Here is a 23,262-nt window from a genome sequence, read left to right on the forward strand (position 1 = left end):
GTTCTCGTTATGAGAGCAGCCGCTTGTTTAAAAATAAAATTATTTCAACTACCAAATTCATATTAAAAAATAAAAACCAGCCAAGAATAAACCTCAGGCTGGCTAGAAATGCTACACTTATTCTGCGTCAGTTGTACGTGTATAGACATCGACTTGGATGTTTCCAGCAGTCGCACGTGAGTAAGGGCAGACCGTATGCGCGACTTTCGCGAGTTCAGCAGCCGCTTCTTCCGAGATTCCACGGACGAGAACGTCAAGTTCGACTGAAAGCATGAATCCGTCAGCTGCTTCGTTTAATGTAACGTGCGCTGTAACTTCACTACCGTCATGTTTGATACCTTGTTTGCGAGCGACCATGTTTAAAGCAGAGTCGAAGCATGCAGAGTATCCTGCAGCAAAGAGTTGTTCTGGGTTCGTTGCTTGTTTTTTCGATCCTGGTACTGGCATTGCGAGGGCGACGTCAAGAATTCCGTCCTCTGATACGACGCGTCCGTCGCGACCTCCGACAGCTGTTGCAGATGATGTGAACATTGGTTTCATGTGTGTAACTCCCTTTCGTTGTTAGAATCAAATAAGTAGCTTACAATTAGATTGTATACAATTTAAATCGAATTGCAACTCGTTTGCTCACGATTGGAGGAATTTTTTATGAACCCGTTAGCCTTAGATGAACAACTCTGTTTTCCGTTCTATGCGATTTCACGCGAAATCACGCGTCGATACCGACCGTTACTCGAACCACTCGGTCTGACGTACCCGCAATATCTCGTCATGCTCGTCGTCTGGGAAGAAGAGGGACAGTCGCTTAAAGAAATCGGTGAACGGCTCCATCTCGATTCCGGAACGTTGACACCACTTCTTAAAAAACTCGAAGCTGCTGATTTGTTGCGACGGGTTCGAAAACCGGAAGACGAACGACACATTCAAATCTTTTTGACGGACGCCGGTCGCGCGTTACGAACTCATGCGGAGAGCGTTCCGCTTGATCTCGTCCGGACACTTGACGTCGACGAAGAGGACTTACAAGTCGTCAAAGCAGCCTTAAATCGTCTCGTCATGAAAATGAGCGACCCGGATTAACCGGATCGCTCATTGTCTTATTTGCGGCGGAAGCCTTCTTCTTCAAGATAGTTTGCTGCTTCCTTATACGAGTTGAACGCACCGTCTAAAAGATCGCCAGCGTAGACGAGCCACGTATCGATGTCTTCATTGAGTAACGTCAATTCGAACTGGTTATCGTTGACCCATGTTTCTTCAAGTGTTTCGACAGACTGGACCGTCGAGAGCGCTTTGATCGCATCTTCTAATAAGAGAATTAAAGCAGGCTCTGAGAATTCGCGGATATTGACGAAGCCTTTTTCATCCGTTTCGTATCCTGGTAGACCAGCTGCATAGACAAAACCATTTCCGTTCGGATGCAAATGATAGACGAGATTCTTCTTCTCATATTGGCTATCCGGAAATTGGAAATTGACGCGCTTCAGCGAGACATCTTTGCGGACGAGTTGTGGGAACGTCTCGATAATTCGTAGTTTTTCTTCAAAAGTTAACATGGTTCCTCCTTGGTGTTACAGTTCTTCACTTCTATATATGCGATGAAATCGAACAAAATGTCAACCACTGCAATGAAACCCAGCAATGATTTTAACCGTAAATGGAAACGAAAGGAAGTGTTTTTGATGTCTACTGTACAATGGCATACGTTGCCAGAACGTTCGATCCGGGCAGAACGACTCGGATTGATTCCGCTCCACGGCTTGATTGCCATCATCTTAATCGGCACGACGATCACCCAAGTCATGTGGCTCGACCTGACGCCTTGGTGGATGGGGATCGCTGCTTTGCTTTGGCTCATTTACTTCATTCCCCGTATCGTCTACATACCCGTTCTTCGTGTGAAGTATATGCGTTTTCGAATCGATGAGGAATTTCTGATTGTTCGTAACGGGATCTTTTTCCGCCGCGAAGTGACGGTGCCACTCGTGAAGGTGCAACTGATTGACAGTCAAACAGGACCAATCTTGCGGCGCTATGACTTGATCACGCTCGACGTCCGGACAGCATCCGGCTTCGTCACGTTAGCTCGTCTTGATCGTGCGCAAGGGGACGATCTGCGCAAACAAGTCGAACGATTCGCGAAACTTGAGGAGCGGGAGGAGGAATCGTTATGACACGGCGCGTTCATCCGCTGTTCATCTTGATGTCGAGCATCTCGATCATCCGTTCACTCCTGATTCCGTTTGCCGCCTTGATTTTAAATGCAATCCGTAAAGGGGAAATCAATACCTATACGTGGATCGGGATCAGTGTCGGGATGTTGTTCGTCATCCTCTACGGGATCGCTTCTTGGTACTTTTATACTTTTACGATTGATGCCGAGACGATTCGTGTCCGCAAAGGCATTTTTCAAAAAAGTGAACGGACGACGCAACGCAAACGCATCGAGTCGATCGGGATTCAGCAAAACGTCATCGAACGTCTGTTGCGTCTTGCGACATTGACGGTCGAGACGTCGTCCGAGAGCGGAACACCGGAAGTCGAGCTGAAGGGAATCCGGCTTGATTTTGCGAAAGAATTGAAGTCGTCGATAAAAAACGACGGACCTAGCGTCGCGAAGGAAGAATCTGAAGAAATCGCCTATACGATTCCCGTCCGTGATTTAGCGTTAGCAGGTGCGTTGTCTGGACGCGTCGGACTGGCACTCGTCGGGATCGGAACCGCTTATCAGTTCATCGACCAATTCATCGAACGCTATGTCGACCGGTTGTTCTCGGAACTCGCCCATTTGTCATTACTCGTCTTGAGTGGACTCGGCATCCTTGTCCTCCTCGTCATCTATATCGGTTCGATCATCGTCTATATTTTGAAATACGGCTCATACCGCGCTGTGTTGCAGCACAATCGTTTGTTAATCGGCTACGGCATGTTGAACCGGACCGAAGTGGCGTTTCACGCCGATAAGATTCAAGCTCTCGTCATTCAAGAAAGTTGGATTCAGCGTTTGATTGGTCGGGCGAGTCTGTCCTTACACATCATCTCGGCGACTGGGGAAAAGGAGCGTCTGTTGCTCCATCCATTCATCCGGACGAACGAGATCGGTGGCTTTCTTGCAACGTATCTACCGCGCTTTCGCCAGTTCAAGCCACAGTACGATGTCGCACCGATCGGCTTCCGTTACCGGGTCCGTTGGCCGCTACTTGGTTATGCGCTTTTGTTTACTGCACTGAGCAGTGTCGTGATCATCGTCCTTGACTCTTCCTGGCGCTTCTTGATCTTGCTGCTATTCATCTGGTTACCGTTCTATTATCTGGCTGTGCGAAGCGGCTACCGGAAGACACGGTTTGGAACGGGACACGATCTCTTGATGTTACGCAAACAATGGGTGCAAAAAGAAACGGTCTATACGCCACGACTGAAGATTGAGGAATTAACCTGGTCTGTCTCCCGCTGGCTCGAAGCAAAGGAGATTGCCCGGATTCAGATTCAACTGCGCGGCAATACGGCGTTTCATGCCCTCTATTTTGAACGAACGGACATTGACACCTTACAACGGTGGTATAAACAATCGTTCCTTTCGACACCGCTAGCAGGGGAAGCTGAAACCGACGACGAATAAGGAAAGACTCACTGTCGGAAAGGAAGCGAATCACATGCGCAAATGGGGAATCGGCATCGTGGTGCTCGTCACGTGTCTGCTATTATATATCGTCTATGACGGATACCGGATTCAGCAAACATTGATCGGTCAGTCGGACGCCTCTCCGATTTTAAAATCAACGAGCGAGCAACAAGTGAGCCAAGACGAGACGTGGTTCAAACAAACGAGCGAGACACAACAATGGTCAAAAGACGGAGTCGTCCGTTTCGGTCGTTATCTACCTGCTACTGGTAGCAAACAGACAGTCCTTCTCGTACCAGACGAGATCGGCTTTTCGCAGACTGGTGCCTATGCACTAGCTCGCTATTATCATGATGCTAAGTTTAACGTCCTACTCATTGAACGACGTGGACAGGAACGAAGTGGTGGGGTCCGAAACTACGGTTGGCTCGATCGACTCGATGTCTTGGAGTGGACGCAGCGCCTGCTTGCTGAAAACGGAGATGATACTCGGATTGTCTATCACGGACTAGGTGTTGGCGCTGCAACTGTCTTACTCGCTACTGGTGAGACTTTACCGACTCAAGTCCGTGCCGTCGTCGCTGAAGGAGCTTACGCCCGGCTTGACGACTGGTTCAGCCTACTCGCAGACGAACAGATTCGTTACCCGGCACTCCCGTCTCTGACGGTCGCAAGCATGTGGAATAAGGGCGAACAGGACTTCTTTTATGGCGACGTCTCCGTGACACGCCAAGCGACGAAAAGTCGTATTCCGACGATGTTCATCCACGGACTGAAGGACGAACTCGTTCCGGTCCGGATGATGTATGAACTGTATCAAGCAAAAACCGGTCTTAAACAATTGTACCCGGTCCGTAATGCTGGGCATGATGAGACGTATACGCTAGACCCAGACAACTACGAAAAACGATTACGCTTATTCTTGCAGCCATACTTGCGGGATATGTAAAGCAGAGGAGACGTCGTCATGCACACTACACAAGTATCCCATTACTGGGTCGGTTCCGACGAACCGTTCGTCGATCAACAACAAATCGACCAGTTTGGTCCAATTACACTTGGACGTTTCGGTGGTTGCTCAAACAGTGGCCAGTATAAAAACGAAGATGGGGCTGCCATCCTAATCGGAGATGATTGGGAGATGACCGTCGTTTTAGATGCTCACAAAACAGCAGATAGCGCAGCATTTGTCTTACAGCAATTGGCACAACATGAGTCGCGAATCCGAGATGATTTAGATGCACCACTTGCTGAAGCATTCGGACGAATCGAGACAACCGTGCTGGATCTGTTTCAAGACCCGGATTTTTTAGCAGCCTGCACAACGTTACAAGGCGAAACGGCATGTCTGATCGCCGTCCGCAAAGAACGCTTCATCTGGTGGTTATCGGTCGGCGACGTCGTCTTGTATCTGTTTCATTCGGATTTGATGAAGATGGGACAAGCCGCCTTGAATCAGCGACAGTTCTATGAATGGATTGGACGTGCGAACACATTCGCGTTACCGGTCCCGAGTTATACCCGTGGCGTCCGCGAATTGCGGCAAGGGGAGAACCGATTGTTCGTGACGACGGACGGTCTGCTTGAATGCCCACATGCACCGTATGCTGAACCGAGACAGATCGAGAACGCATTACAATCAGGTGGTGTCGCTGAACTGCTCTCGACGATCGAAGCATATGGCGTTCGCGACAGCACGACGGTCGTCACGTGGACGGTCACGATTGAAGAGACGGTCACTCAACCCAGCGATACATGAAACAACCCGCGCTCTTGATTGAGCGCGGGTTGTTATTATTCTGTTTCAGGCGTTTGTTCCTGTTGCTGATCGAGTTCGACCGGCTCTTGGTCAACAGGTGGCTTTGCTTCAGCCAAAGGGAAGGCGATGCCCGCGCTTGTCAGCAAGGTGATCAAAGCGGCGCTCGTCAACGTTTGACGCATAGTCCAACACGTCCTTTCTGTCTCATTCCGACACCATATTTTAATAATTCTGAACATTCTTCATCGTTTCGTCAAGCAATCTTTTACTTCCACTACGTATTTTTCCCAAAAACCCAGTATACTTAAACATGAAAAAGGGGGAAATCGATTGAAATTAACGAAAGCCAACACTCGTCTATTAGAAACTGTTTTACCACGATTGAATCTGAATGTCGCAGAACCAGACCGAACGGAGATTGAAGACCGCCTGCGGGCAGATATCTACGAAGCGCAGCGGAAACAACGACCATTTGAGGAGATACACGGTCTATCCGTCGAAGCGCGACTTGATCAGATGATCGCCGAATTACCACAACGGCACCGGATGGAGACGCAAAAGCGATGGACGCGAAACTACGTCTCATCGATTTTGATGTTCATCTTCATCGAAGGCATCGATGGGTTGTTCCAGTTCGCTTTGATCGATTACTTATTCTTCTCGATCATCGCCTTGTTCTTGATTGACGCGATGTCACAAGTCATCACGGCGCCGAAAATCAAGCAAGTCAAGCCGAAGGTGTGGATTCAATTCATCATCAGCTTCATATTATTCTCAACCTACAAGGCACTGCTCGTAACGGTCTTCCCGGCACCAGACGTCTTGATCCAAGTCAGTGGAACGCCGTCTTATATCATCGGCATCGCGGGACTGGTCGGTCTTTACATCTACTGGTCAAAGAATCCGTTACGAAAACGCGGCGCATAATTCGCGAGAGGGGATGGTTGCGTGGAGTTCACACATTGGAAACGACGACTGCAAGATCATTTCGAACGTATGGGGTTTTCCCTACTGACCGAACGCTTAGCATCGCAGGACATGGTTAAGCTCGAAGCGACACACGGTGCGTTCCTGTTCTTTCCGGTGACGATCCATCTCTATGAACGATCCGGTTGGAAGATGATCGCGTTTGAAGCAGAGACAGAGGAAGATCCCGAACTCGTCGAGCAACAGATTGCCTCTTTGTTTCAACTCTTGATGGTGACATTTCAGGAAGAAGAGCGCGAGTTCCTACTCGGATTTCATGCCAATACCGGGCGTTACCTGACAGACCGTAATGCGCCCGTCGGACGGCTCGTCCGTCTGATTGAAGAATGTTGGTATGACGGTGACGTACTGCGGGTCGAAACGTTCGAAACGTTTCCGGGACTATTCGTCGCCCCACCTTTTGCTCACCAAAGTTATGCCTTCATGCCGGAAGAACGGACGTGGCGCTTATCTGTCGGACGCTCTGGACGACCGGCGAACGACTATCGTTTCGACGGAACGATTCTTGCACCGCACCGGCTACCGGAATCCGAGCTATTTACGATGACACCACGGACAGCGCCACTCGAAGACGATCAAGCCATTCGTCGCCTGCTTGAGAAGGAGCGTCAGACGATTGCTTCGTTTCATGAACGGGCGATGGATACAATCCGCGTATATGATCCATCATTCGGTTTTGCTTGGCGCGGGACACAGACATTTTTCCACGGTGTCCCGGTCAATCCGTTCGCGCAACGCTTATGGCTCGAAAATGGCGTCACGAGATACCGGATCTTGCAACAAGGTTCGACACGGTTACTTGCCTCCGGTGAGACCTGTGACGCTGTCATCGAGGTGCTCGATGACGCAGTAAGTAGTGAAGAGCCAGACGGTCAACCCGTCAGTCCGATTGGTCAACTGATCCTCGGGGTTTGGCAACAAATCGAGTCGGATGAGTCGACGTATATTACGAATGTCGACTGCCGCGGCATCTCACGTACGCAAGCAGACAATCGGATCCGTCACGCTTTAGCGCGACAGGAGACGATTGAGTGGGTGCACCGGGCACCGAACGAAAATGATAGTTGCCACTTTGCTGGCTTGACGTTGACGTTTCCACACCGTCCACCGGGTGTCGTCACGATTGAACGATCAGAAGCAGAATAAAATGACCCGGCACGTCCGCTATCAAGCAGACGTGTCGGGTCATTTTTAATGTGTGGGTCGCACCATTCGATTGAACACGACCAATAGAGCATGGCTGTCAGTCCAGCTATTCCAAACGATATCGGTAGATTAAAGGAATCCTTCGTTGTAAATGCAAGTAGGATACTAGCGATCAAGACACCCGATAGACCATAACCAAGGACCGTCGGCACAAAAGCTAATGTCGTCGATGATCGGTTGATGATCATGCCGACGAGGAAGTCGAGCAAAAAACCGGACACCAAGATGATTGGGAAAGCATATAAGACATAAAACAATAATATCGAACTAAACGAATCATATAGTGTATCCGGCGACCGCTCCGCTACCGGTGTATAGGAGATGTACGCTAGGACAGTGCAAACGAGAGCGGTGGTCAAGATGACGGCAAGTAATCGTTTCAGCATCAAGGTGCCTCCTTTATTTTCCGTTTTGAGTATACCAATTCAAATCAAAAAACACACCCTATGCAAGGATGTGTTTAGCGCAACCTATAGACCAAGCGACATAATCAGTCGCCGAACGTCCTGATCCGCTTGTTTCGGTGTCAAAATCAATAGTTGATCGTCTACTAGGACACGTGTCTGACCGCGCGGGGTCAAGATTTCGTCTTCGCGAATGATGGCGACGACAAGTACGTCTTGCGGCATCTCGATATCCTGCAGTGTCTTCCCGGCAATCAGACTTTTTGCTGAAACCTGGACTTCAATGATTTCCGCTTGGGGATGGGTGACGGTCATGAATTTCAGGAACGGTTCGACCGTCGTATCGGGCGGCGTCTCAAGTCCCATTCGGCGAACGATCCACGGTAATGCCGTCCCTTGTAAAAGGGCGGACGTCATGACGGTAAAGAAGACGATATTGAAAAGAAGCGGTGCTTCCGAAAGACCGCTTGAGAGCGGATATGTCGCTAAAATAATCGGTACAGCTCCCCGTAGACCGGCTGCCGTGATGACGCTCTGTTCTTTGAACGTATAACGGAACGGAAGTAAAGACAACACGACAGCTAGTGGACGAGCGAGCAAAATCAGCGTCAGGACGATGACGGCCGAGACGAACAATGTCCGTGGATCAAGCAACTGTTTCGGAAAGACGAGCAACCCAAGCATGATGAACATGCCAACTTCTGCTAAATGCGACAAACTGCCACTAAACCGCTTCAGTGTCTCACGGTAAATCATATCGTGATTGTTGATCCAAATTCCTGTCAGATAGACGGCGAGAAATCCACTAGCATGTAAGATCGTTGCGAGACCGTAAGAGAAGAGCGCTCCACTAAACAAGAGTGTTGGGTAGAGAGCGGACGACGGTAACTGGATTCGATTCAATAACTGCGAAACAGCATATCCAATCGCTAAACCAATAAGTGTTCCGAGTCCCATCTCATAGATGAAGGAGAGGAGACCAGCACCGATTGAAAATGCTTCCGGAGCTAACGCAAATGAGGTAAACAGAATCGTCAGGAAAACGGCCATCGGATCATTTGTTCCAGACTCCGCTTCGAGCGTATGTTTCACTTTTGCATCGACCGGTCGTCCACTGAGCAGAGAAAAGACAGCGGCCGCATCGGTCGAGCCGACGAGCGCTCCGATCAGTAAAGCAACGGGCCAAGAAAAATCGAGGAGAATATGCGCGACGACAGCGATGATGCCGGTCGTTGCAAGGACACCAACGGTCGCAAGCGACAAAGCAGCAGGAAGGATTTTGCGAAAGTGTGTCCACTTCGTATGCAAACCACCATCAAACAGTATCAGGACGAGCGCCATCGTCCCAAAAAGACGGGCTTGTTCAAAATCACCGAAGTTAATGAGTCCCGTAACGTCAGAACCAGCAACGATCCCAACAATAACGAACAAGATCAATGTCGGTACGTTCAATCGGACGGCAAACTTTGTTGTAATGATCGCAATCAGTAATAACGTTCCTGCGACGAACAAGATTGTACCTTCTTCCATCCGACCACCTCTTTCTTGATGACATGCTCTTCTTTAAGTATACGTTACTTTTTGAAAATTTCGAAAAATAACGTCAAAACGAGGTGTACAAACGAACAGAAAAAGGAAAACTAGAAACAGAACATTTCGTTCAAAACGGAACATCAAGGAGGAAAAGGGATGAACATCTGTATCGTCACAGGTGCCAACTCCGGCATGGGGATGGTCACGATTCAAGAGTTATTAGAGCGAGGAGATCGGGTCATCGCTACCGTCCGTTCGCAGAAAAAAGCGACGGCACTCGTGCAACTATTACGGGAACATGGTGTATCGCATACGCAGCTAGAAGTCGAAATCGTCCAGCTGGATCAACTCGATTCTGTCCGTCAATTTGCGGACCGACTATTCGATATGGTCGGTCGGATTGACCGATTGATCCTGAATGCCGGGGTCATGGTGCCTCCGTATCACATTACGAAGGATGGATTCGAATCACAATTCCAAGTCAATTACTTGAGTCACTTCTATCTGATCGAACGCTTATTGCCGCTTCTTGAAAAAGGGAACGATCCACGCGTCATCTCGATTTCGTCGCTTGCTGGTGAAGGCGGCTTGATTCGAACCGATGTCGAACTTGAAGCAATCGCCCACGTCAAAAAAGAGCATTACAGTCCGATGCGGTCATACCGGGAATCAAAACTCTTGCAGATGATTCATATGCGTGAGCTTGCGGAACAACATGGTGATCAGATCACGTTCGTCAGCGTGCACCCGGGGATTGTCAATACGGACCTCTTTTACCGCGGCAAATACGGCAAGGTGATGAAGACGTTACTCAAACCGGTCGCACAAGTCGGATACTGGACCGGAAAGCTCTATACACCGGAATACGGTGCAAAGACGGCGTTGTATCTGGCAACGACTGACGATCCGCTTGATAACGGTGGCTATTACGCTGACTCCGCACCTCGTCTTAGCAATCCAATCGTTGAGGACGACGAATACCGGGCACACGCACGAAATCTATCGCGCCGCTGGGTCGAACTCGCCTGAACGCAAAAAAACGACCGGCTCGTGGGAAGCCGGTCGTTTACCGTTGTGACGACTGGGGGTCAGATCACTCCTCAAGGATACGTTACATTGAAATAGAATTGTGGAATATGAAAAAAATCACAAAATAATGGGCAAACGTGAAATCTTGAAGCAAAAAGGTTTTCTTCTCGTGTCACATTCGTTAGGATAGAGAAGAATTTTTTTGTAACAGGAGGAATAACATGATACGACTAGCTACATCAAAAGACGTTCGAAACATCGCAACCCTACTTGAGCAAAAAGCGCTCTCACTCAAAGCCAGTGGCAGTAGCCAGTGGTCTGCTTATCTCGAACAAGACATCGAACAACTCGTCGCGCGAGATTTAGAAGCAGGTCGCCTATATGTCTTTGAGGATCAGAACGAGCTGCTTGGTTCCGTTGCCCTGCTTCCTTCGCTCGAATGGGATCAATCCTTGTGGGATGATGTAGAAGGTCTGTATATCCATCGAATCGTCGTCAGTGACCGCGCAAAAGGACGTGGTGTCGGTCGGAAACTACTGGAACATGCGATTGCTGTGACAGAGGACGAAGGGGAAATTCTACGACTCGACTGTGTCGCGACGAACGAGTTTCTCAATGCGTATTACGCTTCATTCGGATTCGTCTATCAAGGAACACGAGACGGGTTCTCGATTTATGAGTACGAACGCATCGAAGCGACTGCTTGAAGCGGTTCAATCAAGACAACAGTCGCTTCGTTTGGTATGGTAAGAGAAAAAGAACGGTTCAAGGAGTGATCGGATGCGACTGAATATCGGCTTCATCGGCTTTGGCAAAAGTACGACCCGTTACCATTTACCGTACGTGATGATCGAGGATAATTATCACGTTACCTGGATTTACAATCGGAAAGAAAAACCGGAGCTTTTCGCATCCTATCAGGATCGACTGCCGGACGCCCGTTTTACGACGGATCTCTCTGAGATGCTTGCTGACCCGGCACTTGACGTCGTCGTCATCAATACGCCACCGGCGACTCATTTCGAGTATGCGTTACGCGCGTTGCAGCACCAAAAGCATGTCCTCGTCGAAAAACCGTTCACCGTGACGGAAGAAGAGACACAACGTTTATTTGCGGAAGCAGCTGCGCAAGGCGTTAAAATTCTCGCCTATCAAAATCGACGTTACGATAGCGACTTCCAAGTCGTTGCCCAAATCATCCGTTCCGGTAAACTCGGTCGACTCGTTGAAGTCGTCTCGCAGTTTGACTTATTCCGCCCGGAAGCAGCATCAGCGGACGCTCGGCATGAGAATGGAGCGCTCTACGGGCTTGGCGTCCATACGCTCGACCAAATCATCGCCTTATTCGGAAAACCGGACAAGGTCGCTTTTGACGTGCGTAGTGTTCGACTACCGAATAATCCAGACGATGCGTTTGCAATCGATCTCTATTATCCGGAGCTGAAAGTAAGCGTCCGGACGAGTCACGTCGCACTTGCCCCGGCACCACGCTGGATGTTGCACGGGACGAACGGGACGTTCATTAAACAACACGTCGACCGACAAGAACTTGATCTAAAAGCGAACTACTTCCCAGGGGAAGAAGGGTTCGGTGAAGATTCCGAAGACGATTATGGTCGTCTGATTTACCATGACGAACACGGTCACTTACAAGACGTCCGGATCCCGAGTCCCGTCGGCGATTATGGCAAGCTGTATCGTGCCTTTTATCGTAGTATCGTCGAAGATGCACCGCTGCCGGTGAAAGAAGAGGACACGTTATTCGTTTCTCATCTGCTCGAACAAGCTTTTGCGAAACCATCACCATATATCTTAACGGTTAAAAATTAAATTTTATTTTGATTTCAGGAAGATGACAACTCGACTGCGCCCGTAGGCATGGTCGAGTTTTTTTGATATAAAGAATGAGTGCATTCCTGATTTTTCAGATTTTTCTAAAGAAATGTTGATTATTTTTTCAAAAAGTTGGGAAAAGAGGAGTGTCTCACCAAATCAAAGCATAGGGGGTCTATCATGAAACGATTCTTATCCGCATTGCTCGTAGCGGTTGTCATCGTTGGGGTACTCAGCCCTTCGTTGATCGCTGAGGCCGCGACGAAGTTGACCGTGACGACGGACGTCTTGCGTGTCCGTGAAAAGCCGTCGACGTCGAGCAAAATACTCGGGAACGTCTACAAAGGAAACGTCTACACATCAAAAGGAACATCCGGCAGCTGGTATAAAATCAGCTACAAATCCCGCACAGGTTACATACACAAGGATTATGTCAAATCATCCTCGTCGAAATACACGTCAACGGGTACGAAGTATACGACGGTCGGAACGCTCAACGTCCGGACAGGTGCTGGAACGAAGTATAAGGTCGTTGCCCAACTGAATAAAGGTGTTGCTGTCGCAACGTACGGAACGTCAGGGAGCTGGACGCGGATTCTTTATAAGGGAAGTTACCGCTACATCTCAACACAATACGTATCGAAATCAAAGCCATCGACGTCAACGAAGAAGTTGAATGTCCCGTACTATAATCAATATTCACTCGGCTATCCGTCGGGTTGTGAATTCGTTTCGTTAAAGATGGCGCTCGAATACAAGAAAAAAGCCGTCTCTGCTGCGTCGCTTTACAATCAGATGCCGAAAAGCATGAAAAATGCGACATACAAGAATGGAAAGTACTATTGGGCTGATCCTGAAAAGATGTTCACAGGAAATCCAGCCGGGACACTCGATTACTACAAGAACTGGGGCATCTATCCGAAAGGAATCTTACCACTTGCTAAAAAATACCGCAGTGGTGCAGTTGATATCTCAAAACAAGGCGTTTCAAAGATCGAACGTGAAATTCGTAGCGGAAACCCGGTCATCGTCTGGGCAACCGTCGATTTCAAGAATCCATACGGCTACTTCTCATGGACTAAGCCTGATGGTAAGACATTCACGGGTTATCGCAACTATCATGTCATGCTCGTGACAGGCGTCTCAAGCAGCGCGTTTTATGTCTCGGATCCATATCGTGGCAAATACAGCGTCAGCCGGTCGCAATTCACGTCCGTGTTCAATCAAACAGGACAATATGCATTATCAGTTCGTTAATCGGTTTATCCGGTCGCACTCGTGCGACCGGATTTTTTGATTACTTTCCAAGTCAGGACTGTTTTCGCTCGAAAATCTACCGTAAAATAAAGGAATTCGCCCGCTAGGTGTGTAAAAGAATGACAATGCATCCATGAAAGGAAGTGAAGAGATGGAAGATCCACGGATCACGCGTCTCGAACAGGAGGTCGCAGCGTTACGACAACGGGTTGCAAAACTCGAAGAACAACATGTCGCCCCCGTCTCACCTGAACCCATTGAACCAGTGTCGAGTACGGTTGAACGCCCGAAACCGCGTCCTGCTTATACGAAACGAAAACCAGTCGTCCCACAACCGACAATAAAAGAAAAACGATCTCGCGAAGAATGGGAACAAGTCATTGCGACCGTCTGGTTACCACGTATCGGCGCGATCTTCGCGGCACTCGGTGCCTTGTTCCTCTTTTCCTATGCATCCGTTGCCGGTTTGATCAGTCCACCGGTCCGAATCGGGAGCGGGGTCTTGATCGGTCTACTCGTCATCGCTCTTGGCGAATATCAGTATGAGAAAAAACGACGCGAGCTTGGCGTCGGACTCGTCGCGACCGGAACGATCGTCGCCTTAGCGGCATTGTTTGCTGGAATGGCCTTATATCAATTTTATCCACCATCTTTAGCGTTCTTACTTGAGCTCGTCGTCGTCTTCATTGCGTACGGTTTAATGCTCTGGATGCGATCACAAGCCTTGTTAGTCCTTGTGTCCATCACTGGTTTCTTGTTACCGTATTTACAACTATCGGACGATCCGAATTTACCGCTTTTCTTATTATACGAAGTCGTCCTGTTCGCAGCGATCTTCTTCGCCGTTGATCGACTGAAAGCAAAGAAGGCATTCGTCTTTGCTTGGGTGATCTTTACGATTGCACTCGCATTTGGTCTACTCTCGTTAGAGCTCTACTGGCTGGATGAACAAGTACCACGACTCGATGAATGGTCTCTATTGCTTGCGACACTCTTTGGTTACGGCGCGACTTCGTTCATCGGACGACGGATCCAGTTTCAGCCAAACGTTCCGAGCTGGCTAGCTGGAGGTGTCGTCATACTGACGTTATTGATTCTCGACTGGTCGTTCGGAGCACTTGCGGCGATTCTATTTGCGGGTGTTGCCTACTTCCTTGCTAAACGACTCAAGGATCCCGCTCAAAACGGAGTCGGTCACGTTGCTTTACTGGTTGCCGTCTTATTAATTCCAGCCGACGCCCTCAGCTGGACATACCAGTTGCGTTTCCTCCTGATCGCCGGTTTGATTGCTGCATTTTGGTTCGTTCCGCGAGCGCGGATGCCGCATCAACGATTGTTTAACGTCGGGTTGTATGTCATCTTCATCTTCTCCGCTGTCGTCGACTATGAAACGTACCAACGGATCGGTCTTTCGTATGCCTTGACGGTGCTTGCGATGGTTCTTGCGTCAACCGCATTCGTTTTACTCCTCGTACGAACGCATCATGATCCCGTCTGGAAGGGATCGTGGCAACTCGTACTCGTCCTTGCTGCGATCGGCGTCTTTACGACCTATACGTTGATCATCATGGAACTACCGTTTTATCGTGGACTTGAGGAAACGGCACGCAGTACGACATTATCCGCTGCCTATATCGTCCTGGCACTTGTGCTCGTCGCCATCGGACGCATGCGGACATCGTCGACGTGGCGGTTATCCGGATTATTGTTACTGACGGTCAGTGCCGTCAAACTCTTGCTGTTCGACTTGTCGTTCCTGAGTTTGTTCCAAAAAGCATTCGTCTTCATCGGTTTCGGGATCGTCACGTTCATCATTTCACGGACGTATTTCAAAAAACGAAAAGAACAAGCTTAACAAAGAGCTTGGATTGGTCAAAAATGACCAGTTCAAGCTTCTTTTACGTACAAAAGTTTTTATTGATAACGATTATCATTGTCGTCTATACTAATTAAGGAACTGACTTAATTAGTAACAGGGGGAACTATACATGAAACAAGCATTATTGATGACAGGGGCGCTCGCGGTCGTCTTAGCGGGTTGTAGCGAAGCGAAACAAGCAGAGACACCAGCACCGAAAAAGGCGAATTTTGATCAGATCGTCACCGACTACCGGACGTATGCGATTAACGAAATCGATACATTCGTCCGTGAGACGGAAAAATTCACAGATGCCGTCCAAGCTGGAAAGCTTGAAGAAGCAAAAGCATTGTACGCACCAACACGGATGCATTACGAACGTGCGGAACCAATTGCTGAAGTATTTGGAGACCTCGATCCAAAAATCGATGCCCGAGCAGGAGACGTCAAAGCATCCGAATGGGGCGGCTATCACCGAATCGAACAAGGATTGTTCGAAAAGGGAACGACGGAAGGTTATGAAGCATACGCGAAACAATTGATGAAAGACGTTCATTTACTACGGGCGAAGGTCGAGACGGTCGAGGTGACGCCGGAGTTACTCGTCACGGGAGCGACAGATTTACTAAACGAAGTCTCGACGTCAAAAGTGACGGGGGAAGAAGATCGTTATTCGCATACGGACTTATATGACTTTGCTGCAAACGTCGAAGGTGCTGAAAAAATCTATGAACTGTTGAACCCAGCACTTCAGAAACAAGACGCGGCATTATCAAAAGAGATCGCGGCGCGCTTCAAAGATGTCCACGCCTTACTCGACGCCAAGAAAAAGGGTGACGGTTATGTCCTCTATACGAGTCTCTCGAAACAAGACGTCAAGCAAATGAGTGTCGCGATCAATGAACTCGCTGAACCGCTCTCGAAGATGGGCATCGTACTGGAGGGATAAGCATGAAACCAATACAAGAAGGCGTCACGCGACGTGACGTCCTAAAAGTTGCCGGATTGACGAGTCTCGGAGCAGCCCTTTATGCCAGTGGTCTTGAGAAGTTTCTTCCGCGGACATTAACCGTAGAAGCGAGTGATCAAGAGCCGTTCTACGGGACGTATCAAGCGGGAATTCTGACGCCACCACAAAATCATGTTCAAGTCGTAGCGTTTGATATCAAGACGGAGCGACGTGATGAGCTCGTTGATTTACTAAAACGCTGGACGCGGTTATGTGCCCGACTTGCAGCCGGATTACCGTACGGCGACTCTGACTCCCGTTACGTTCCACCGGAAGACACAGGGGAGGCAGATGGACTATCTGCCGGTCACTTGACGTTTACGTTCGGTTGCGGTCCGAGTCTGTTCGATGGTCGGTTTGGGATCAGTCATAAAAGACCGGATGCCCTCAAACCGTTACCGACGTTCGATCTCGACCGTTTAGATGAAAAATGGAGCGGCGGCGATCTTGTCGTCCAAGTGTGCGGGGACGATGCGCAAGTCGTCTTCCATGCGATTCGCAATCTTGTCCGTGTCGGGCGCGGAACCGTCGCGATGCGTTGGTCACAAGCTGGTTTCCAGCGTAGTAAAGCAGCAGATGCGTCTGGCGGCACACCACGCAATCTATTCGGCTTTAAGGACGGGACCGGGAATCCCGATGTCTCGAAGAAACAGGTCCGAAAAGACGCGCTCTTTTGTCAGTGGCAGGATGGGACGCCATGGCTGACGAACGGATCATTCCTCGTCGTCCGTCGCATTCAGATGCATCTTGAAGTCTGGGACCGGACGATTCTGAAGGAACAAGAACGGACCTTCGGACGCGAACGCGCTTCCGGGGCACCACTTGGTTCAAAAGATGAGTTCGCTTCCGTTACACCTTCAAAACGACAAGCCCGTGGAGAAGCCGCCTTACCGGCAAATTCGCATACCGCTGTCGCACACGGTGACGGGAAGACAGCGATTTTACGCCGCTCCTACTCCTATCAGGACGGAATCGATGAAAAGACGGGGGCACTCGATGCCGGACTGCTCTTTTTATCGTATCAACGTTCGCCGAAACAATTCATCGAGATCCAGCGCCGGCTTGCCGCACAGGATCGACTGAATGAATACATCACACACCGTGGGAGTGCTATCTTCGCCTGCTTTGGTGGGATCTCGAAAGGAGGCTACATCGGTGATGCGTTGTTTGCGTAATCTTATCCTATTATTCGTACTTCTCACTGCGGGTCTCTACGCGTCGTCTGTCCATGCCGCTTCAACAGACGATCTCTATGTCGCAATCGGGCAAGCCTTGTCTGCCGTCGCAAGTGAAGATCGCACGGCACTGAATCAAGCGATCGATCAACTGGGTCAAGTAGCTACCGATTTGCCTGAACAGCAAACGGCAATCTCAGAGGCTGTGAAACAGGTTGACGCCAAACGGTCGGCACCCTTCCCGGAAGTCCGTCAGCAGCTGACAACTCTCTCGGCTACCGTCCGGAAACAGGAAGAAGCAGCAAAACCGAAAACGGATCCGGTCGCGAAAGCAAAGGTGAAACAACTACTTGTTCTGACTGAAGAGATGCGTCAGGTCAAGGCGAGCGATCGTCCAGCAGCGGAGCAACGGTTGTTGACTGCGTGGGCATCGCACGAGAGTCTTGTCCGAAATGACAGTGTTGGTCACTATGGCAACATAGAGATGGCGCTCGCTTCGATCCGGATTGCAGCAGCGCGCGAGCCCGCGGATACGAAAGAATGGACAGCGGCACTTGATCAGTTTGATGCTGCCGTTCAGTCTTTCCTCGACGGGGAGCAAGTCCAAGCGAAGAAAACGGGACTTCAGTCGTTGCTGACACCACTTGAAGAGGCGCAAACCGCACTTGCGACAAACGACTTACCAAAAGCGAAACAGTCACTTGAAGCATTCTTGAAGACATGGCCGCGCGCAGAAGGCGAGGTCCGAACACGCAATGAAGGGCTCTATTCCAAGCTTGAGTCGGATATGCCGCTGTTACTTGCCCGCCTGACGCCTGAGACACGGGAAACGACCGCACAAGAACTCGAGTCATTCGAAAATGCTATTGCACAATTACAAACGAAGACCCACTATACGTTCGTCGACGCGATGCTCGTCATGTTGCGTGAAGGTCTTGAAGCGTTACTGATTGTCAGCGCACTCGTTGCCTTCGCGCGGAAAAGTCAATCGAAACAAGAAGGTAAAGTCTGGGCAGGTGCTGGTCTTGGTCTGATTGCGAGCGGTCTGTTAGCGCTTATCTTACAGACGGTCTTTAAGGCTTCGTTCGCAGCAACGGGGCGGGAACAAATCGAAGGCTATACGGGTATCGTCGCAGTCGTTGTCATGTTGTTCGTCGGCTACTGGTTGCATTCAAAAAGCGCTGTCGCCAAACGAAAACACTTTTTGTCGACGCTTTCGACGACATCGCTCTTCTTCGTCAGTTTCTTGACGATCTTCCGGGAAGGTGCCGAAACGTTGTTGTTCTATATTGGAATGGCACCAGCGATGACAAAGACGGCCTTATTATCAGGGATTGCTCTCGCAATCCTCATCATCGGGCTTGTCTCATATGCCGTCATCCAGATCGGTGTTCGCTTACCAATCCATCGTCTGTTCCAAGTCGCGTCATGGTTGATTTATCTGATGGCGTTTAAGATTCTTGGGACAAGTCTCCACGCGTTGCAACTGACGAACGTCTTGCCAATTCATCCGATTAATGGACTTGGAACGGTTGGCTGGCTTGGTTTTTATCCGACGCTTGAGACGCTGCTGCCACAAGTCGTTCTCATCGTGCTGATTGCCTTGTTTACGATGTGGCAAAAGCGACGCGCAGCATCGATCCTGACAGCAGCTTGATCCATTTTTCAATTTCAGGTTTCATCTATTATGTTTCGGGTATAACTTCCTATCAGCAGCTTGCTGCATGAAGGAGAGGGATTTTTATGCTTGAAACACGCATCGTACGAAACATGACCGCTGTCGACGCAGAAGTGACGAGCCTCAAATCAAGTGGTTATTCGAATAAACAGATTTACATCTTTGCAAAAGACGAAGAACTCGCAGAACGAATCGCGAACGATACACAAACATTACCGTATCGTGTGACGAAAAAGTCGTTCTTTGAGACACTTTTGTCAGCCGTCCGGAGTAACCGGAATGACCGGATTGCGCAGTTGTCTGAACTCGGTATGACGAAGGATGTTGCTGAAGGGCTAGAAGACGAAGTCCGTCACGGTCGGATCGTCATTGTTGGATCGAAGTCTGATTTACTGAACCCAGCGTTTGCAGCATCCTACGTGACAGATGAAGCAACCGATTATGGAGCTGGTGTACCTAAGCTTGAGGATGAGGAAACGACGACGACGTTACCCGCGGATCAAAATGTGAAGTTAAAAGATGAATAATACTTAGACCTCCTGTTTCTCAGTCTAGAGACAGGAGGTTTTTGTTTAGCCTCTTCTTGGAAGGGAATGGGAAAGATGAGAGGAGGAAGGACGATGCATTTCTTGTATGTCGGCTATTATAATGCGGAACAGATGGACGCCTTATCGAAAGACGAAATCGATACGTTGATGGCTCGATGTGACTCCCTAATGGAGATCTTCAATGAACAAGTCAACGTCATTTCAGACTGGCACCCGGGTTTAGCGACACGAGCGATTTATTGGCGCGATGGGGTCGTACAGACAAAAGAAGAACCGGATCGCTCAAAGGGAGAACAGATTGGTAGTTTGATCGTCTTTGAAGCACGCGATTTTGATCAGGCGATGGAACTCGCCTCTCTTCACCCGACGACTCAAGTCGCTGAAGGGGAAACGTACGGTTGGCGCGCTGAAGTCCGACCGTTATCGGAGGAATCCTGATGTACGGATTGTTAACGACATTTACGACCCAACCTGGGCAACGCGATCAAGTCACCCGTTTACTCCTTGAGGCAGCAACTTCGTTAGAAACACATTTAGACTGTCGCCAGTATATCATTAGTATTTCCGATGAACCCGATGTTTTATATGTTCGTGAAATCTGGACGGATGCCAGTGCTCATCTTGCGTCCTTAGAGTTACCCCTGACACGCCAATTGATTGCGCAAGCACGACCATTGCTCCAACATGTCGAACGCGTTCTTGAGGATCGTCCCATTGGAGGAAAAGGCTTATGACGGTAAATAAAAACCCCTTCTTTCACAAAAAGAAGGGGTTGAATCATTTAAGGCGTTGTCCATTCGATATCAATGACGTCCGACGCTCGAACCATTCGGCGCATACCGGTCGACGTGACGAGTTCAATCGTTCCCCGATCGTGGAAAATCGCTTGAATCGAACCGGATACCGTATCGAGTTGTTTTAATCGGACCTGGACCGTTTGTCCTGTCCGGACGGCACGTTCCATGATGTGTTGCAAAGAGAGACGATCACGAGTAAGTGTCTCTTCGCGTGATTGATACAAATGTTCAAGATGAAGGATGTGCTGGCGTGAAGTCAGTTGTTTCCACTTGCGATTCGATCGTTTTTTAGATGCGAACATGGCTGACCACCTCCTGAATTGAGTCGTACGCTAGATCGTCGTGCGCTCTCTTCAGATATTTCCCTTCACGAATAATGCTTAAACGCGCACATCTGACATTTTTTCACGGAACGCTGATATGGCTGCGATGGCTTGCTCATCTTGCTCGACCTCGCCCGGTGCATTTCCTTCAGCAAGAATCGCTGTCTCAAGCGTTGCGCCGAGGAACGACGCGATGTGTTCAAACTGCGTGACGAGCGCCTGTCCTTTAACGCGTGGATTGTCTCCACCGACTGCGATCAAATGGAATCGTTTCCCTTGCATCCGGCGTTTGAAGTCGAGTTCGTCGTCGCGGAGTGACTCACTGAATCGGTCGATGAATAATTTCATCTTCGTCGACATCGAGTACCAGTAGATCGGCGTGATGAACAGGATATCATCGTGAAGAAGCATCTCTTCGACGATTCGACGATAGTCATCTCCAATCGGCAAGAACCCTCCATGGTGACGTCGGTCCTCAATCGGCTGGATCGAAACGTTCGCTAAATCGACCGCGGTGTGTGCGACACCTCTTAGTGCCTCTTCTCCAAGCCATTCACTGTTTCCTTTGCGGGAACTCCCGAAAATCGTATACATAACGTGCATCTCCTTTTGAATTCGACCTTTTTATTCTATGCCAAACTGCACTGTCAATACACCGATATGCTCACAATTGGTTTTGAATACGGGTTTTGCGGAAAAAGACAAGAAGACGAAAAACGAATAGGGGAGGAACAGTCGAATGGAGAGAAGTACGCTCATTGCGCTAGAAAAACACTTATACGCTATCCACCTCGAGATGGATGGACTGGCGCGTTTGATCACGAAACAATTGATTCACTTAAGCCAAGTGGCTGCATCCGTCGAACATTTTCGACGGATGAGCTTTGATATTTATAAACATCGGACGTCACTCGAACAGATTCCGTCACAAGTCTTGTATGAGACCGCACTGGATTACGAAGACTGGCTCGATGAGGAGTTTGATGAGATTCCTGCGAGCTGGCAACTTGCGACAAAAGAGGCAGAGGCACTTGAGCAACTGTGGTGGTTCGAGTTCTCCCGCATTCAAGCGGAACTCGAAGACTGGCTCAGTCTTTATCTGATTCGCCGAATTCGAGAAGATGTCCGCTACATGCCACCCGTGATTGAAAAGAATGCCTATGCCTTATCAGAGGATGCTAGACACGTCTTTTGGCGTCTTCTGCAACGCTCCGTCGCGAAACCTTCATCAAAAATCAAGGCGAATCAACTGTCATGTCGAATGGGTATCTCAGAGATCGCACGTTGCGCCCGACTTAACCAGGACCGAACGCGCCGCGCCATTGGTGAACTGACGACTCGCGGTCTGATTGCGATCGAGGAAGACGACGAGAAGCTGAAGATGCGACTCCGGCTTCAAGTCATCTGATTCAAGGCGATGAACCGCTCAATCATCCGTTCATCGCGGCGCGCGGATGGACCAATCCAGATCAGGTGCCCTGGACTCTTCGATTCAATGAACTGCGCATGACGGATGACTCGTCGTGCATGTTCCGCGTGCTCGAACGGAACGGCACGGTCTGATTTCGAATGGACGATCAACACCGGACAAGCGACGGCTTCGAGTCGTTCTCGTTCTAAGTCTTGCGTAATATCAAACAAGACACCTCGTCCAGGACCGTTTTGGAGACCCACTTCATACAATAACGATGCATCCGTCTCACTGATGTGAGTACGGATTGTTTCGCGTGGTAACAGACTCGTCATCTCTACCATCCGGACAGCTGCTTCTTCGGGAAACTTGCGAATCTTATCCTTCACATAGGTCCAGAGTCCCCACTGAATGAACTGTAAAGGACGCTGTAAAACTGGTTGAACGAGAAGGCGATGATAGGGAAGCGAGATCCGATGGGTCATCGCACAAGCTAAGACGAGTGCTTGAACGGCTGCATCTTGACCAGCAAGTGCAATAGCCGTCGGTCCACCTGCTGAGATCCCGTAAACCGTGTAACGGTCGATGTGACGGGACGCAAGCCACCCTGCATAAAATGTGGCGAGTGCCTCCGGACTGTCTGCTAGTTGGAGCGGCGTTCGTCCGTACCCGGGACGTGACGGAACGATGACGCGATATCCTGCCTCAATTAACTTTTCGACATGGTAGACTTCCCGGTAATCCGACTGCGTTCCATGGATCAACAGGATGACGGGACCACTCCCACTATCCCGATAATCAAAGCGCTGACCGTTCCATTCTGCGATATAATGCAT

At 49.4% G+C, this 23,262-nt stretch carries 26 protein-coding genes; 19 read left to right on the plus strand and 7 right to left on the minus strand.

Annotation, left to right across the window (positions count from 1 at the left end; translation table 11 throughout):
• Positions 1-117: 117 nt before the first annotated feature.
• Positions 118-540: an organic hydroperoxide resistance protein gene (locus K6T22_RS08195; RefSeq protein WP_023468292.1), complete on the minus strand. Its 423-nt coding sequence runs from the start codon at positions 538-540 to the stop codon at positions 118-120.
• A gap of 108 nt (positions 541-648) precedes the next feature.
• Here K6T22_RS08195 and K6T22_RS08200 point away from each other — a divergent pair, with 108 nt between their 5' ends.
• A complete protein-coding gene (locus K6T22_RS08200) occupies positions 649-1,080 on the plus strand; it encodes a MarR family winged helix-turn-helix transcriptional regulator (protein WP_238239955.1) in 432 nt (143 codons plus the stop codon).
• Between the two features lie 17 nt (positions 1,081-1,097).
• On the opposite strand, the gene K6T22_RS08205 is transcribed toward K6T22_RS08200, so the two are convergent.
• Positions 1,098-1,553 (minus strand): hypothetical protein, encoded by a 456-nt coding sequence (locus K6T22_RS08205; protein WP_023468294.1) that lies wholly within the window; start codon positions 1,551-1,553, stop codon positions 1,098-1,100.
• Between the two features lie 126 nt (positions 1,554-1,679).
• On the opposite strand from K6T22_RS08205, the gene K6T22_RS08210 reads away from it, so the two are divergent.
• Genes K6T22_RS08210 through K6T22_RS08225 form a run of 4 tightly spaced genes read left to right on the plus strand, consistent with a single transcriptional unit; the run spans position 1,680 to position 5,378 of the window.
• A complete protein-coding gene (locus tag K6T22_RS08210) occupies positions 1,680-2,171 on the plus strand; it encodes a PH domain-containing protein (RefSeq protein WP_238239960.1) in 492 nt (163 codons plus the stop codon).
• On the plus strand, positions 2,168-3,616 hold the full coding sequence (locus tag K6T22_RS08215) for a PH domain-containing protein (RefSeq protein ID WP_238239965.1): 1,449 nt from the start codon (positions 2,168-2,170) through the stop codon (positions 3,614-3,616). Before K6T22_RS08210 ends, K6T22_RS08215 begins: the two co-directional genes overlap by 4 nt.
• A 34-nt stretch (positions 3,617-3,650) precedes the next feature.
• On the plus strand, positions 3,651-4,568 hold the full coding sequence (locus tag K6T22_RS08220) for an alpha/beta hydrolase (protein WP_238239967.1): 918 nt from the start codon (positions 3,651-3,653) through the stop codon (positions 4,566-4,568).
• Between the two features lie 18 nt (positions 4,569-4,586).
• Entirely contained in the window at positions 4,587-5,378 is a 792-nt protein-coding gene (locus K6T22_RS08225; RefSeq protein ID WP_238239968.1) for a PP2C family serine/threonine-protein phosphatase, read from the plus strand.
• Positions 5,379-5,413: 35 nt separating this feature from the next.
• Here K6T22_RS08225 and K6T22_RS08230 read toward each other — a convergent pair whose 3' ends face one another.
• Positions 5,414-5,560: a hypothetical protein gene (locus K6T22_RS08230; protein WP_023468299.1), complete on the minus strand. Its 147-nt coding sequence runs from the start codon at positions 5,558-5,560 to the stop codon at positions 5,414-5,416.
• Between the two features lie 148 nt (positions 5,561-5,708).
• Here K6T22_RS08230 and K6T22_RS08235 point away from each other — a divergent pair, with 148 nt between their 5' ends.
• Together K6T22_RS08235 and K6T22_RS08240 are read left to right on the plus strand one after the other, a co-directional pair.
• A complete protein-coding gene (locus K6T22_RS08235) occupies positions 5,709-6,305 on the plus strand; it encodes a DUF1129 family protein (RefSeq protein WP_238239969.1) in 597 nt (198 codons plus the stop codon).
• 21 nt (positions 6,306-6,326) lie between these two features.
• A complete protein-coding gene (locus tag K6T22_RS08240) occupies positions 6,327-7,511 on the plus strand; it encodes a hypothetical protein (RefSeq protein ID WP_238239970.1) in 1,185 nt (394 codons plus the stop codon).
• Positions 7,512-8,041: 530 nt separating this feature from the next.
• Here the strand turns inward: K6T22_RS08240 and K6T22_RS08245 are convergent.
• The gene (locus K6T22_RS08245) at positions 8,042-9,505 is read right to left on the minus strand and encodes a potassium/proton antiporter (protein ID WP_238239972.1); all 1,464 of its coding nucleotides are present in this window, start codon (positions 9,503-9,505) and stop codon (positions 8,042-8,044) included.
• A gap of 159 nt (positions 9,506-9,664) precedes the next feature.
• Here K6T22_RS08245 and K6T22_RS08250 point away from each other — a divergent pair, with 159 nt between their 5' ends.
• The 11 genes from K6T22_RS08250 to K6T22_RS08300 all read left to right on the plus strand — a co-directional run bounded on the left by K6T22_RS08250 (position 9,665) and on the right by K6T22_RS08300 (position 20,629).
• Entirely contained in the window at positions 9,665-10,537 is an 873-nt protein-coding gene (locus K6T22_RS08250; protein ID WP_238239977.1) for an SDR family NAD(P)-dependent oxidoreductase, read from the plus strand.
• 221 nt (positions 10,538-10,758) lie between these two features.
• Positions 10,759-11,244: a GNAT family N-acetyltransferase gene (locus K6T22_RS08255; RefSeq protein ID WP_238239978.1), complete on the plus strand. Its 486-nt coding sequence runs from the start codon at positions 10,759-10,761 to the stop codon at positions 11,242-11,244.
• 73 nt (positions 11,245-11,317) lie between these two features.
• Positions 11,318-12,367 (plus strand): oxidoreductase, encoded by a 1,050-nt coding sequence (locus K6T22_RS08260; protein ID WP_238239983.1) that lies wholly within the window; start codon positions 11,318-11,320, stop codon positions 12,365-12,367.
• 183 nt (positions 12,368-12,550) lie between these two features.
• A complete protein-coding gene (locus K6T22_RS08265; RefSeq protein WP_238239984.1) occupies positions 12,551-13,627 on the plus strand; it encodes a C39 family peptidase in 1,077 nt (358 codons plus the stop codon).
• A gap of 151 nt (positions 13,628-13,778) precedes the next feature.
• Positions 13,779-15,482 carry a DUF2339 domain-containing protein gene (locus K6T22_RS08270; protein ID WP_238239985.1) on the plus strand — a complete coding sequence of 568 codons (1,704 nt, stop codon included), beginning with the start codon at positions 13,779-13,781 and terminating at the stop codon, positions 15,480-15,482.
• A 133-nt stretch (positions 15,483-15,615) separates the two neighbouring features.
• A complete protein-coding gene (efeO, locus tag K6T22_RS08275; RefSeq protein WP_238239987.1) occupies positions 15,616-16,434 on the plus strand; it encodes an iron uptake system protein EfeO in 819 nt (272 codons plus the stop codon).
• A 2-nt stretch (positions 16,435-16,436) separates the two neighbouring features.
• A complete protein-coding gene (gene efeB, locus K6T22_RS08280; RefSeq protein ID WP_425293150.1) occupies positions 16,437-17,669 on the plus strand; it encodes an iron uptake transporter deferrochelatase/peroxidase subunit in 1,233 nt (410 codons plus the stop codon).
• On the plus strand, positions 17,653-19,326 hold the full coding sequence (locus tag K6T22_RS08285) for an FTR1 family iron permease (protein ID WP_238240074.1): 1,674 nt from the start codon (positions 17,653-17,655) through the stop codon (positions 19,324-19,326). The genes efeB and K6T22_RS08285 overlap by 17 nt, the downstream gene beginning before the upstream one ends.
• Before the next feature lie 86 nt (positions 19,327-19,412).
• Positions 19,413-19,874, plus strand: a complete 462-nt coding sequence (locus K6T22_RS08290) for a YflT domain-containing protein (protein WP_238236071.1) — start codon at positions 19,413-19,415, stop codon at positions 19,872-19,874.
• Positions 19,875-19,967: 93 nt separating this feature from the next.
• Positions 19,968-20,333: a YciI family protein gene (locus K6T22_RS08295; RefSeq protein WP_238236075.1), complete on the plus strand. Its 366-nt coding sequence runs from the start codon at positions 19,968-19,970 to the stop codon at positions 20,331-20,333.
• Positions 20,333-20,629, plus strand: coding sequence for a putative quinol monooxygenase (locus tag K6T22_RS08300; RefSeq protein ID WP_238236082.1), 297 nt, complete (start codon positions 20,333-20,335; stop codon positions 20,627-20,629). Before K6T22_RS08295 ends, K6T22_RS08300 begins: the two co-directional genes overlap by 1 nt.
• A 47-nt stretch (positions 20,630-20,676) precedes the next feature.
• Here K6T22_RS08300 and K6T22_RS08305 read toward each other — a convergent pair whose 3' ends face one another.
• A complete protein-coding gene (locus tag K6T22_RS08305) occupies positions 20,677-20,994 on the minus strand; it encodes a hypothetical protein (protein WP_238236083.1) in 318 nt (105 codons plus the stop codon).
• Between the two features lie 78 nt (positions 20,995-21,072).
• The gene (locus K6T22_RS08310) at positions 21,073-21,609 is read right to left on the minus strand and encodes a flavodoxin family protein (protein ID WP_238236090.1); all 537 of its coding nucleotides are present in this window, start codon (positions 21,607-21,609) and stop codon (positions 21,073-21,075) included.
• Positions 21,610-21,754: 145 nt separating this feature from the next.
• On the opposite strand from K6T22_RS08310, the gene K6T22_RS08315 reads away from it, so the two are divergent.
• Complete coding sequence (locus tag K6T22_RS08315) at positions 21,755-22,423, plus strand: hypothetical protein (RefSeq protein ID WP_238236091.1); 669 nt, start codon at positions 21,755-21,757, stop codon at positions 22,421-22,423.
• On the opposite strand, the gene K6T22_RS08320 is transcribed toward K6T22_RS08315, so the two are convergent.
• Entirely contained in the window at positions 22,411-23,262 is an 852-nt protein-coding gene (locus K6T22_RS08320) for an alpha/beta fold hydrolase (protein ID WP_238236093.1), read from the minus strand. The two genes, K6T22_RS08315 and K6T22_RS08320, sit on opposite strands and share 13 nt — an antisense overlap.

It is taken from the genome of Exiguobacterium acetylicum (genome assembly GCF_022170825.1).
Taxonomy (GTDB): domain Bacteria; phylum Bacillota; class Bacilli; order Exiguobacteriales; family Exiguobacteriaceae; genus Exiguobacterium_A; species Exiguobacterium_A acetylicum_B.